Consider the following 12,920-nt stretch of genomic DNA (forward strand, 5'->3'; position numbering starts at 1 on the left):
CGTCCCACTGAGTCATAGTCGTGTCCCGGGGACGGTCAGCGAACCGGTCAGGGCGCAGGGCGACCATCGAGGAGTGTGGCAGTGGGAAAGCCGAACCGCCGGATCCTACCGACGATCATCGGCGTTTCGGTGCTGACGACCCTCGCCGCCAACGTGGCCGTCCTCGTCGCGCACGACGACGGCCCCGCCGACACGCGGCCGGACGAGAAGCGCGCCCGGTACGTGGCCGCGTCCGGCAGCACCGGCCTGTCGCCCACGGCGGTCGCACCGCTCGGCAAGCGGCTCGAACCGCACGTCCTGGTGGCGGCCCCGTCGACGCTGCCGGCCGACCTCGTCCAGAAGGTCCGCGGCGCCAAGGGTGTGAAGGGCGTCGAGGTCGTGGACGCCGTGCAGGGCATGGTCGCGGGCAAGCGGGTCGGGCTGATGGGCGTGAACCCGTCCACGTTCCGCAACTACACGCCGAAGCCGACCGCCAAGTCGGACGCGCTCTGGCGCAACCTGGCGTCCGGCGACGTGGCGATCTCGTTCACGATGGGCAGCGACGGCGGCGTCAAGCTCGGCAGCCAGGTCCCCACCGGCGGCAAGCAGCACCAGTCGCAGCTGCGCGTCGGCGCCTACGCGACGATGGGCATCAGCGACGTCGACGCGGTCATCTCGCACACCACCGCGCAGGCGCTCGGGATGCCGAGCGGCAACGCGATGCTGATCAGCGTCCCGAAGAGCGAGCCGAAGACGTTCATCAAGAAGCTGCGCAAGGTCCTGCCGAAGCAGGCGAAGGCCGTCGCGGTCAACCCGGAGATCGACTTCCCGGAGGCCGGGGACGTTCCCGCGTCCAACGGCCAGGTGATGACCGCGCAGCAGGTGCGGACGGTGATCAAGGCGGCGGGCACGCGGCTCGGCTGGCCGTACGTGTGGGGCGGCGAGTCCGAGGCCGAGGGCGGTTACGACTGCTCCGGCCTGATGCAGTTCGCGTTCGCCAAGGCGGGCATCAGGCTGCCGCGCGTCGCCGCCGACCAGGCCCGCGTCGGCTGGGTGATCCCCTACAGCAAGGCCGAGCCGGGCGACATGCTCATCTGGGCGAACGACCCGACCGCGCCCGGCTACATCTCGCACATCGCCCTCTACCTGGGCGACGGCAAGATGATCGCCGCGCCGCGCCGGGGCACCGTGGTGCAGGTCCAGAAGGTCTACACCCGCAACATGCGCGGCGCCGTCCGGGTGAGCCCGAAGACGGCCGCCAAGGTCGCCGCCGCCATCGGCGGCTGACGGCGCGGCTGACCTACAGCGGGCAGCCGCGGGCGAGGAAGTCCAGGTTGCGGTCCAGCAGGTCCGGGAGCTCCTCGTAGGTGACCTTGCCGTCGATCAGCCGGTACAGCGCGGCCTGCATGACGCCGAGGACCGCCCAGCTGAACGCCTCCACGTCCGAGTCGTCGGCGGCCCGCCCGGTGCGCTCGCCGATCGCCTCGCTCAGCAGCTCGAAGGTGCCGCGCATCGACTCGAACGTGCGGGCACGCAGGGCGGGGACGTCGGCGGTGAGCTGCAGCCGCATCCGGATGACCTCCAGGTCGTCCGCGTACAGCTGCGGCAGCATCTCCCGGAGCATGGCGCGCAGCGCGTCCAGCGGGGTCAGCTCGGGCGGCTGGTCGCGGATGACCTCCGCCATGATCGGGTCGTACTCGTCGGTGACCACGACGTCTTCCTTGGTGGGGAAGTAGCGGAAGAACGTGCTCGGCGAGATCTCCGCCGCCGCCGCGATCTGCTCGACCGTCGTCGCGTCGTAGCCGTGCTCGCTGAAGAGCCGGAGGGCGTGGTCCTGGATCGCCCTCCGGGTCCGCAGCTTCTTGCGCTCCCGCAGCGGGAGGCGGGAGAGCCGGTCTTCCATCCGGTCGATGGCGTGCTCAGGGGACGACGTGCTCATGGTCCGATTCTCGGACATCGGCGGCGGGTGCCGCATCCCCCGCCGCGCGGCGCGGCATGAAGAGCCACAGCAGGACGGCGGCGGCGACCGCGGCGGCCCCGCAGGCGCCGAGCACCGCGTCCATGCCATGGACGTAGGCGTCCCGTGCCGAGGCGAGCAGCGCGCCGTCGTGCAGGCGGTCGGCGACGGCGACGGCGCCGCCGGCCGACTCGCGGGTCGGTCGGCGGCGTCCGCGGGCAGGTCGCCAGTGGAGACGCGGTCGCGGTAGATCGCGGACAGGACGCTGCCGAGGCCGGCGACGCCGAGGGTGCCGCCGGTCTGCCGGAGCGCCTGGACGAGCCCGGACCCGCGGCCGGCCTGGTCGGCGGGGAGCGCGGCGAGCACCGCGTCCATCGCCGGGATCAGCGTGAGGCCGGAGCCGACGCCGATGACGACCAGCCACGGCACGGTGGCGGCGTAGCCGTCGCCGGCGGCGCTGAGCATGCCCCAGCCGAAGCCGGCCGCCAGCACCAGCAGGCCCGTCACGATGATCGGCTTGTGCTCGGCGCGGCCGGCGACCCGGTCGGTGGCGACCGCGCCCGCCATCAGGCCGAGCAGCATCGGGATCAGCCGCAGCCCGGTGTCGAACACGTCCGCGCCCTGGACGGCCTGCAGGTACTGCGGCAGGACGAACAGGATCCCGCCCAGCATCAGGTTCGCGGTCACGGCGGCGACCATCGCCCACACGAACGCGTTGTCGCGGAACAGCGCCATGTTCAGCATCGGCTCAGCCGCCCGCCGCTCCCACAGCACGAACCCGGTGAGGACGAGCGCGGCGGCGGCGAACGAGACGAGCACGACGGGGTCGGACCAGCCGCGCACCGGACCCTCGATGACCCCGTACACCAGCGCGACGAGGCCCGCCATTGACAGCAGTGAGCCGGTCATGTCGACGCGCGGGGCGGCCGGGTCGCGCGTCTCGGGCAGCAGGAGCGCGACCGCGATGCCGCCGACCACGACGACGGGGACGTTGATCAGGAAGATCGAGCCCCACCAGAAGTTGTCGAGCAGCCAGCCGCCGAGCAGCGGGCCGAGCGGCAGCCCGAGCGCGTTGGCGGCCGACCAGATCGCGACCGCCCTGGTCCGCTCCTCCGGCGGGAAGACGGCCGGGAGCATGGACATGGACAGCGGCAGGACGATCGCCGCGCCGACCCCCATGAACGCGCGGGCCGCGATGAGGCCGCCGGTGCCGCCGGCGAGCGCCCCGGCGAGCGAGGCGGCGCCGAAGATCCCGAGGCCGGTCAGCAGCAGCCACTTGCGGCCGAACCGGTCGCCGAGCAGCCCGGCCGGCAGCAGCAGCGCGCCGAAGACCAGCAGGTAGGAGTCCACGATCCACTGCAGCTCGCTGGTGCTCGCGTGCAGGTCCTCCGACAGCGTGGTCAGCGCCACGTTGAGGATCGTCATGTCGAACCCGAGCGCCAGCATGCACAGCGACAGCGCGCCGAGCCCGATCCAGCGCCGGGCGTGTCCCACCGCCATGGCGGTCACCTCCAAATGAGTTTCACTATGAAATGAGAGTAGCTCTCAAAAGATGGTGAATGTCAAACGTGGCGACGGGCTGGCGTAGTGGAGTGTGGAGCTGTAATTTTGATTACATGACTACGAGTGAAGCGGCCGAGGAGCTGCGCGGCTGGTTCTCCGGGCGGCTTCCGGACGAGTGGTTCGACGGCGCCCCCGAGGTCGTCCTCGACCGCGAGGAGGCGAGCATCGTCGGCCGGCTGCCCCTGCCGCAGGGCGCCGAGGCGGTGTCGGGCGCGGAACGGGCCGGAAAGATCGCCGGGCACGTCCAGCGGTTCCGCGAGGAGACCCGCGAGCGGCGCATCGGCATCGCCCGCGAGGCCGAGCAGCGGTTCGGCTACAAGGTCTCCTGGGGCGTCGACTGCGACGGCGAGCTGGAGATGTTCACCCACCTGTCGGTGCCGGTCATGACCCGGCTGCGGCAGCCCGAGCGCCGCGTCCTGGACACGCTCGTGGACGCCGGCGTCGCGCGCAGCCGCAGCGACGCGCTCGCCTGGTGCGTCCGGCTGGTCGGCAAGAACACCGACGCGTGGCTCGCCGAACTGCGCACCGCGCTGCAGCACGTCGAACGCGCCCGCGCCGCAGGTCCGACGGCCTGACGCCCCCGTACGCCGGCCAGGCCGAAGCAGGCCGGCCGTCCCTTCCGGGCCGTCCTCCGCATTACCCTGACCCCACCGAAACGGCGGGACAAGTGTCGCGGGCGGGCCATAATTGAGCGTCCTCCCGCCAGGGACGGGTCGCTCGAAGGGAAGCCCATATGGGGGTTCGGCGTACGGGAATGCCGCGCATCGCGAAGCTGCGCGGCGGGCGGAGCGAGGGCGCGCGCCGCCGCCCCGCCGAGGGCGGCCGGCTCGTGTCGGCCGTCCGCCGCAGCGGCCCGTACGCGGCCTTCCGCGACGTCGTCTACCGGCTCTACGAGCGCCGGGTCGAGGCCGACCTGCCGACCGACGTCACGCCCCGGCACGTCGGCGTGATACTGGACGGGAACCGGCGCTGGGCCAGGTCGATGGGGCTGGCGGACGTCAACACCGGGCACCAGCGCGGCGCGCAGAAGATCTCCGAGCTGCTGCAGTGGAGCGCGGAGGCCGGCGTCGAGGTCGTCACGCTGTGGCTGCTGTCCACCGACAACCTGAACCGGCCCGCGGCCGAGCTGGCGCCGCTGCTGGAGATCATCGAGAACACCGTCGGCAAGCTCGCCGCCGACGGCTGGCATGTGAAGCCCGTCGGCGCCCTCGACCTGCTGCCCGATAAGACCGCGCGTGTCCTTAAAGATGCGGGTGAGACCACATCCGGCGCTCCCGGCCTGATTGTGAACGTCGCGGTTGGGTATGGAGGTAGACGTGAGATCGCTGATGCGGTGCGCTCACTGCTCATCGAGCAGGCGAGCCGGGGCACCAGCATCGAGGAACTCGCCGAGTCCCTCGACGTGGAGCACATCGCGGAGCATCTCTACACGCGCGGCCAGCCGGATCCGGACCTGGTCATCCGCACCTCGGGGGAGCAGCGTCTCTCCGGCTTCATGCTCTGGCAGAGCGCCCACTCGGAGTTCTACTTCTGCGAAGTCCATTGGCCGGACTTCCGCAAGGTCGACTTCCTCCGGGCCATGCGCTCCTACGCCGCGCGGCACCGGCGCTACGGTACCTGACCGTCCCACGCGGACCACCGCCCCTGCGGCGGACCTGCGCGCCACCGGTTGGTTCCCCATAGTCAGGGAGATCGAGTGGCCACATCCTCCCCGCGCCGTCCCGGCATGTCCGGGAACACCTCCGGGGCCCAGGTCCCGGAGCGGCGCACGTACGTCCTCGACACCAGCGTCCTGCTCGCCGACCCCGGGGCGCTGACCCGGTTCGCCGAGCACGAGGTCGTACTCCCCATCGTCGTCATCTCCGAGCTGGAGGCCAAGCGCCACCACCCAGAGCTCGGGTACTTCGCCCGGCAGGCGCTGCGCACGCTGGACGACCTGCGGCTGCGGCACGGCCGGCTGGACGAGGCCGTGTCCGTCGAGGGGCCGCACGGCGACCAGGGCGGCACGCTCCGCGTCGAGCTGAACCACTCCGACCCGAGCGTGCTGCCGGACGGGTTCCGGCTCGGCGACAACGACACCCGGATCCTGTCGGTGGCGGGCTGGCTCGCGCACGAGGGGCGGGACGTCGTGCTCGTCTCCAAGGACCTGCCGATGCGGGTGAAGGCGTCCGCGGTCGGGCTCGCCGCCGAGGAGTACCGGGCGGAGCTGGCCGTCGTGGAGTCCGGCTGGACCGGGATGCGGGAGCTGGAGGTGCCCGCCGGGCCCGTCGAGGAGCTGTACGAGTCGGGGCGCGCCGACCTGGAGGAGGCGCGGGACCTGCCCTGCCACACGGGGCTGCGGCTGCTGTCGGAGCGCGGCTCCGCGCTCGGCCGGACGCTGCCGGACAAGTCGGTGAAGCTGGTGCGCGGCGACCGCGAGGTGTTCGGGCTGCGCGGCCGGTCCGCCGAGCAGCGGATCGCGCTCGACCTGCTGATGGACGAGGACGTCGGCATCGTCTCGCTCGGCGGGCGAGCCGGCACGGGCAAGTCGGCGCTCGCGCTGTGCGCCGGGCTGGAGGCCGTCATGGAGCGGCGCCGGCACCGCAAGGTCGTGGTGTTCCGCCCGCTGTACGCGGTCGGCGGCCAGGAGCTCGGCTACCTGCCCGGCTCGGAGAACGAGAAGATGTCGCCGTGGGCGCAGGCCGTCTACGACACGCTGTCGGCGGTGACGACGCCCGAGGTCATCGAGGAGGTCGTGGACCGCGACATGCTGGAGGTGCTGCCGCTCACGCACATCCGCGGCCGGTCGCTGCACGACGCGTTCGTGATCGTGGACGAGGCGCAGTCGCTGGAGCGCGGCGTGCTGCTGACCGTCCTGTCGCGGATCGGCTCCGGGTCGCGGGTCGTGCTGACCCACGACGTGGCGCAGCGCGACAACCTGCGGGTGGGGCGGCACGACGGCGTCGCGGCCGTGGTGGAACGTTTGAAGGGCCACCCGCTGTTCGCGCACGTGACGCTGACCAGGTCGGAGCGGTCGCCGATCGCCGAGCTGGTCACCGACATGCTCGGTGACGTGGGGGCGTAGCGGGAGACGCGTCGAAACCCCGGCGGACCTGGTGCGGGCCGCCGGGGTTTCTTGTCTCAGAACACCCTGCTCCATTCCCTACAGAACGTGATCACGAAACCTCGTACCGTTGAATTGTGATTAAGGTCACAGCGTTGCCCGCGTTGGTGGAGAAACGCAGGCCGGTCCGGGGTTTCGGCGGTTCGTCCGGGGAGTTGACAAGGATCCCACCGGCCGCATTTGTCTCGTTTCGGTTGCGCAGCGGCCCGCAGGCTCCGGCATTGTGTGTCCCCGTAAGCACGCCCCGGGCGGTGCCAGGCCGACCGGTCCGGGGGTGACACCAGCTCGTGCGCGCGTCCATGCGCGTGCGACCGTCGGAAGGACCGCCTTGTACGGAGACCATCCCGGGTCCCCTAGGCGAGACGAACGACAGAACTCGAACCACCCGGCCCCCGTCGCCGACGCGATGGCGGCCTTCACACCGCCGTCCCCGGCGCAGTCCCCGGCATCGGCTCCGCGGGAGACCGCGCCGCAGCCGATCGTGTCGGAGGCGTCCGCGCCGCACGAGGACGATGTGCGGGTCGCCGGCACCGACCGTGCCGCGGCCGGTGCCCCCGCCGGCGACACGCTCGGCTTCCGCGCCATGCCGCCCGAGCCGATGCGCACCGGCGTCTCCGGCGAGGAGCCGCACGACGAGATCGCGTCCAACCGGCGCTCGCCGCACGGCAAGGGCGGTTCGGGCAGGCGCAACGGCATGCGGATCGTCGCGGTCGCCGCCGGCGCCGCCGTCGTGATCGGCGGCGGCGCGGTCGCCGCGTTCGCGCTGACCGGCGGTTCCGGCGACTCCGGCGACAGCGCCGCGACCGTCTCGCCGACCAGGAAGGTGGCGGACGCCGCGCCCAAGGTCGACCCGAAGGTCCTGGAGCAGCAGCGCAAGGAGCTGGCCCTCGAACGCGCCTCCCGCGCGACCCGCGAGGACAGCGGCAAGGGGCCGTCCATCCACCCCAAGGGTGAGCCGATCCCGACCAAGACGCCCGAGAAGAAGAAGGACGACGACGGCGGCGGCAGCGGTGGCGGCGCCCCGGTCGGCGACCCGGTGCCGAAGGGCGAGGCGCAGGAGATCGCCAAGAAGCTCATGCCGAGCTTCGGGTTCACCGGCGACGGCCAGTTCGGCTGCCTGGTGAAGCTGTGGGACCGGGAGAGCGGCTGGAACACCCACGCGGCCAACCCCTCGGGCGCGTACGGCATCCCGCAGGCGCTGCCCGGCTCCAAGATGTCCAGCGCCGGCCCCGACTGGCGCAACAACGCCACCACGCAGATCAAGTGGGGCCTCGGCTACATCAAGGACCGCTACAAGACGCCCTGCGGCGGCTGGTCGCACTTCCAGTCGGCCGGCTGGTACTGAGCCACGGTCCGGCGCGTCCCGGCGCCCACAGGGCCGCTGGGACGCGCTCGGCCATCACTTATCGGACGAATTGGTCATCCCGAGCACGTCGAGCGCCGCGTCGAGCTGCTCGGCGGTCAGCTTGCCCTCGTCCACGTAGCCGCGTTCGAGGACTACCTCGCGGATCGTCCGACGCTCGGCGAGCGCCTGCTTGGCGACCTTCGCCGCCTCCTCGTAGCCGATGTAGCGGTTCAGCGGCGTCACGATCGACGGTGACGACTCGGCGTACTCGCGCATCCGGCCCTCGTCGGCCTCGATGCCGGCCACGCAGCGGTCCGCGAGCAGCCGCGACGCGTTCGCCAGCAGGGTGATCGACTCCAGCACGTTGCGGGCCAGCATCGGCAGCATCACGTTCAGCTCGAAGTTGCCGGACGCGCCGCCGAACGCGACCGCCGCGTCGTTCCCGATCACCTGCGCGGCGACCTGCGCCACCGCCTCCGGGATCACCGGGTTCACCTTCCCCGGCATGATGGACGAGCCGGGCTGCAGGTCGGGCAGCCGGATCTCGGCGAGCCCGGCGCGCGGCCCGGACCCCATCCAGCGCAGATCGTTGACGATCTTGATGAGGCTCACCGCGACCGTGCGGAGCGCGCCGCTCGCCTCGACCAGGCCGTCCCGCGCGCCCTGCGCCTCGAAGTGGTCGCGGGCCTCGGTCAGCGGCAGCCCGGTGACGCGGGCGATCTCCGCGATGACGCGGGCGGCGAAGCCCTCGGGCGTGTTGATGCCGGTGCCGACCGCCGTCCCGCCGAGCGGCAGCTCCGCGAGCCGAGGCAGGACGGCCTCCAGCCGCTCCACGCCGTGCCCCACCTGCGCCGCGTAGCCGCCGAACTCCTGGCCGAGCGTCACCGGCGTCGCGTCCATCAGGTGCGTGCGGCCCGACTTCACCACGGCCCGGAACTCCTCGGCCTTGCGCGCCAGCGCGGCCTCCAGATGCCGCAGCGCGGGGATCAGGTCGTTCAGGACGGCCCCGGTCGCCGCGATGTGGATGGACGACGGGAACACGTCATTGGACGACTGGGAGGCGTTCACGTGGTCGTTGGGATGGACGGGACGGCCGAGCCGCTCCTGCGCCAGCGTCGCCACGACCTCGTTCGTGTTCATGTTCGACGACGTCCCCGACCCGGTCTGGAACACGTCGATGGGGAACTGGTCGTCCCACCGTCCGTCCGCGACCTCCTGGGCGGCCTCGGTGATCGCGCCGGCGAGGTCCTTGTCGAGCACGCCGAGTTCGGCGTTGACCGTCGCCGCGGCGGCCTTGATCTGGCCGAGCGCGGCGATGTGCGCGGACTCCAGCCCTCGCCCGGAGATCGGGAAGTTCTCCACCGCGCGCTGCGTCTGCGCCGCCCATTTGGCCGCGGCGGGCACCCGCACCTCGCCCATGGAGTCGTGCTCGACCCGGAACCCCTGCTCGGACATGGAACCCTCCCGCTGCGATCGTCGGCCGTCCTTCATGGCAGCCCGCCAGGCGACTCACGCATTCCCGGGGGTGGGGCTTCTCACTCCTTGTTCAAGGTGTAGTTCTTGCGCTCCTTGGCCTTGCCGGCCGGCTCCTCCTCGCCGTTCACCCACACGTCGCAGGCGGACGCGTCGTAGATCACCGCGTTGAGCCGCGGCTGGTCGTACTGCCGCAGGTCGCCCTGGTGCAGCGACTCGTCGGTGAGCACGGTGATCGTGTCGCCCGGCACCGACACGAAGATCCGGCACTCGTCGGTGCGCGCCCGCACGACCAGCGTGCTGGAGTCGACGCCGGGCGGCGCGGAGGTCTGGGCGGAGCCCGCCGGGCTGGACGGCGTGGCGGTGACGGCGGCCGTGGGGGACGCGCCGGGGCTCTCCCGCATCATGCCGACGATGAGCGCGGTCGCGCCGATCCCGCAGGACGCGACGGTCGCGCCGACGAGCGCGATCACGGCCATCACGCGGTACCGGGGCGTCGCCGGCCGGCGGCTGGACGGCGTGGCGGTGACGGCGCGCTCCAGCCGGTCGACCGCGCGCGCGTGGCTGAGCCGGCGGGTCGGGTTCTTCTCCAGCAGCCCGGTGATGACGGGCGTGAGCGCGCCCCCGTTCTGCAGTGCCGGGGTCGACTCGTTCGCCAGCGCGGACAGCGTCGCCATCACGTTCTCGCGCTCGAACGGCGGGCGGCCCTCCAGCGCGGCGTACAGCGTCGCGCCGAGCGACCACAGGTCGGACCGGGGGGTGGCCTTCTCCCCGGCGGCGACCTCGGGCGCCACGTACGCGGGCGAGCCCATGAAGTGGCCCGTCTTCGTCAGGCTCGCCGAACCGGACGAGAACGCGAGCCCGAAGTCCGTCAGCACCACCCGGTCGCCGTCCAGCAGCACGTTGCTGGGCTTGAGGTCGCGGTGCACTATCCCGGCCTTGTGCGCGACGTTCAGCGCGTCCAGCAGGGCGCGGCCGATGTGCGCGACGCGTTCGGCGGGCAGCGGACCCGATCGTTCGATGAGCTGTTCGAGGCTGGGCGCCTCGATCATCTCCATCACGATCCAGGGCCGGCCCTGCTCGATGACGACGTCGTACACCTCGACGATGGAGTGCGTGCGCAGCTGAGCAGGCGCGCGCGCCTCCCGCAGAGTACGGCGGTAGAAGACCACCCGGTCGTCCTCGGAGAGGTCCTCGGGGAGCCGCAGCTCTTTGATCGCCACCGAGCGATCGAGGAGCTCGTCATGCCCTCTCCAGACGGTGCCGTTGGCACCCTGACCTATTTCCGAGACCAGCCGGTAGCGCGTCGCTAGAACGAGGCGCTCTGACTGTGACATGGCGGAAAAGATACCGGAGTGGCCAGCCGGTCATCGGGGAGACCTCAGCAGGAACCAAATTTTTGGCCCAATACTGTGACCTACCGACGAGAAACCCCCGCGGGAAGGCCCTCGAAGGCCCTCCGCGGGGGTTGTCCGGCCGCTACGGAACGTCAGCGCCGGCCGATGCTGAGGACGGGTCCGGTGGTGTCGGCGAAGAAATCCTCGCCCTTGTCGTCGACCACGATGAACGCCGGGAAGTCCTCGACCTCGATCTTCCAGACGGCCTCCATCCCGAGTTCCGGATATTCCAGGACCTCGACCTTCCTGATGCAGTCCTGGGCGAGGCGGGCGGCGGGGCCGCCGATCGAGCCGAGGTAGAACCCGCCGTGCTCCTTGCACGCGTCGGTGACCTGCTTGGACCGGTTGCCCTTGGCCAGCATGACCAGCGACCCGCCGGCGGCCTGGAACTGCTCGACGTAGGAGTCCATCCGCCCGGCCGTCGTCGGGCCGAACGACCCGGACGCGTAGCCCTCCGGCGTTTTGGCGGGCCCCGCGTAGTAGACGGCGTGGTCGCGCAGGTACTGCGGCATCGGCTCGCCCGCGTCCAGCCGCTCCTTGATCTTGGCGTGCGCGATGTCGCGGGCCACGACGAGCGGGCCGGTCAGCGACAGCCGCGTCTTCACCGGGTACTTGGACAGCTCGGCCCGGATCTCCGCCATCGGCCGGTTCAGGTCGATCTGTACGACGCCCTCGTCCAGGTGCTCGTCGGTCGTCTCGGGCAGGTACTGCGCCGGATCGGTCTCCAGCCGCTCCAGGAACACGCCCTCCGCCGTGATCTTGGCCTGGGCCTGCCGGTCGGCGCTGCACGACACCGCGATCGCCACCGGGCAGGACGCGCCGTGCCGCGGCAGCCGGATCACCCGCACGTCGTGGCAGAAGTACTTGCCGCCGAACTGCGCGCCGATGCCGAGCTTCTGCGTCAGCTCGAACACCTGGAGCTCCAGCTCCAGGTCGCGGAAGCCGTGGCCCAGCGGCGAGCCCTCGGACGGCATCGTGTCCAGGTAGTGCGCCGACGCGTACTTGGCGGTCTTCAGCGCGTACTCGGCGGACGTCCCGCCCACCACGATCGCCAGGTGGTACGGCGGGCACGCGGCCGTCCCCAGCGAGCGGATCTTCTCCTCCAGGAAGGTCATCATCCGCTTCGGGTTCAGGACGGCCTTGGTCTCCTGGTACAGGAACGACTTGTTCGCGCTGCCGCCGCCCTTGGCCATGAACAGGAACTTGTAGGCGTCGCCCGGCGCCGCGTACAGCTCGATCTGCGCGGGCAGGTTGTCGCCGGTGTTCTTCTCGTCCCACATCGTGACCGGCGCCATCTGCGAGTAGCGCAGGTTCAGCTTCGTGTACGCGTCGTACACACCGCGCGAGATGTGCTCCTCGTCGCTCCCGTCCGTCAGGACGTGCTGGCCGCGCTTGCCCATCACGATCGCGGTGCCGGTGTCCTGGCACATGGGCAGGACGCCGCCGGACGCGATGCCCGCGTTCTTCAGCAGGTCCAGTGCCACGAACCGGTCGTTGGGGGACGCCTCGGGGTCGTCCAGGATCCGGCGGAGCTGCGCGAGGTGCGCCGGACGCAGCAGGTGCGCGATGTCGCGCATGGCGGTCTCGGTGAGCAGCCGCAGCGCCTCCGGCTCGACCTGGAGGAAGGTCCGCCCGTTCGCGTCGAACGTGGACACGCCCTCAGAGGTCAGCAGCCGGTAGTCGGTCTCGTCCGCGCCGAGCGGCAGCAGGTCGGTGTAGGAGAACTCAGGCATCTCAGGCAGATCCTCGCGCGATTCCGATGGGGGCCGCCTCACAGGGTACGGGTCGCCGTTCACCGGCTCACCGGGTGGTGACACACCTGCCGCCTCCCGGCGCTGAGTGTGGTGTGACCGACCTTCACCTTCCCTTGGACCGGTCCGCCGGGCGGCTGGCGGCGCAGATCGCCGCCGGCTTCCGCGCGGCCGTGCGCGCCGGCCGGCTGACCGCCGGGACCCGGCTGCCGTCGAGCCGTGACCTGGCGCGCGACCTGGACGTCTCGCGGGGCGTCGTCGTCACCGCCTACGAGCAGCTCACCGCCGAGGGCTTCCTGATCGCCCGGCGCGGCGACCGCCCCCGGATCGCTGGCCCTTATACCCATCTGCC

Annotated in this window: 10 protein-coding genes; 6 read left to right on the plus strand and 4 right to left on the minus strand. The window is 71.6% G+C overall.

Annotated features, from left to right (window positions below):
• The first annotated feature begins 81 nt into the window (after positions 1–81).
• Positions 82–1,266: a C40 family peptidase gene (locus HUX53_RS02670; RefSeq protein ID WP_176401580.1), complete on the plus strand. Its 1,185-nt coding sequence runs from the start codon at positions 82–84 to the stop codon at positions 1,264–1,266.
• Positions 1,267–1,279: 13 nt separating this feature from the next.
• Here HUX53_RS02670 and HUX53_RS02680 read toward each other — a convergent pair whose 3' ends face one another.
• Positions 1,280–3,436: a DHA2 family efflux MFS transporter permease subunit gene (locus HUX53_RS02680; protein ID WP_217919001.1), complete on the minus strand. Its 2,157-nt coding sequence runs from the start codon at positions 3,434–3,436 to the stop codon at positions 1,280–1,282.
• 116 nt (positions 3,437–3,552) lie between these two features.
• On the opposite strand from HUX53_RS02680, the gene HUX53_RS02685 reads away from it, so the two are divergent.
• The 4 genes from HUX53_RS02685 to HUX53_RS02700 all read left to right on the plus strand — a co-directional run bounded on the left by HUX53_RS02685 (position 3,553) and on the right by HUX53_RS02700 (position 7,947).
• Positions 3,553–4,074 (plus strand): hypothetical protein, encoded by a 522-nt coding sequence (locus tag HUX53_RS02685; RefSeq protein WP_176401581.1) that lies wholly within the window; start codon positions 3,553–3,555, stop codon positions 4,072–4,074.
• A 158-nt stretch (positions 4,075–4,232) separates the two neighbouring features.
• Positions 4,233–5,120, plus strand: coding sequence for an isoprenyl transferase (locus HUX53_RS02690; protein ID WP_255204853.1), 888 nt, complete (start codon positions 4,233–4,235; stop codon positions 5,118–5,120).
• A 105-nt stretch (positions 5,121–5,225) separates the two neighbouring features.
• Entirely contained in the window at positions 5,226–6,563 is a 1,338-nt protein-coding gene (locus HUX53_RS02695) for a PhoH family protein (protein WP_176401595.1), read from the plus strand.
• A gap of 445 nt (positions 6,564–7,008) precedes the next feature.
• On the plus strand, positions 7,009–7,947 hold the full coding sequence (locus tag HUX53_RS02700; RefSeq protein ID WP_176401582.1) for a lytic transglycosylase domain-containing protein: 939 nt from the start codon (positions 7,009–7,011) through the stop codon (positions 7,945–7,947).
• Between the two features lie 54 nt (positions 7,948–8,001).
• On the opposite strand, the gene HUX53_RS02705 is transcribed toward HUX53_RS02700, so the two are convergent.
• The 3 genes from HUX53_RS02705 to HUX53_RS02715 all read right to left on the minus strand — a co-directional run bounded on the left by HUX53_RS02705 (position 8,002) and on the right by HUX53_RS02715 (position 12,550).
• Positions 8,002–9,402, minus strand: coding sequence for an aspartate ammonia-lyase (locus HUX53_RS02705; RefSeq protein ID WP_176401583.1), 1,401 nt, complete (start codon positions 9,400–9,402; stop codon positions 8,002–8,004).
• Positions 9,403–9,482: 80 nt separating this feature from the next.
• Positions 9,483–10,757 (minus strand): serine/threonine-protein kinase, encoded by a 1,275-nt coding sequence (locus HUX53_RS02710; RefSeq protein ID WP_176401584.1) that lies wholly within the window; start codon positions 10,755–10,757, stop codon positions 9,483–9,485.
• A 152-nt stretch (positions 10,758–10,909) separates the two neighbouring features.
• On the minus strand, positions 10,910–12,550 hold the full coding sequence (locus tag HUX53_RS02715; protein ID WP_176401585.1) for a fumarate hydratase: 1,641 nt from the start codon (positions 12,548–12,550) through the stop codon (positions 10,910–10,912).
• A gap of 113 nt (positions 12,551–12,663) precedes the next feature.
• Between HUX53_RS02715 and HUX53_RS40645 the strand changes: the two genes are divergently transcribed.
• Positions 12,664–12,920: GntR family transcriptional regulator (locus tag HUX53_RS40645; RefSeq protein WP_176401586.1), on the plus strand; the 257-nt coding region annotated here is incomplete at its 3' end.

This window comes from Actinomadura sp. BRA 177, from assembly GCF_013372625.1.
Lineage (GTDB): Bacteria > Actinomycetota > Actinomycetes > Streptosporangiales > Streptosporangiaceae > Spirillospora.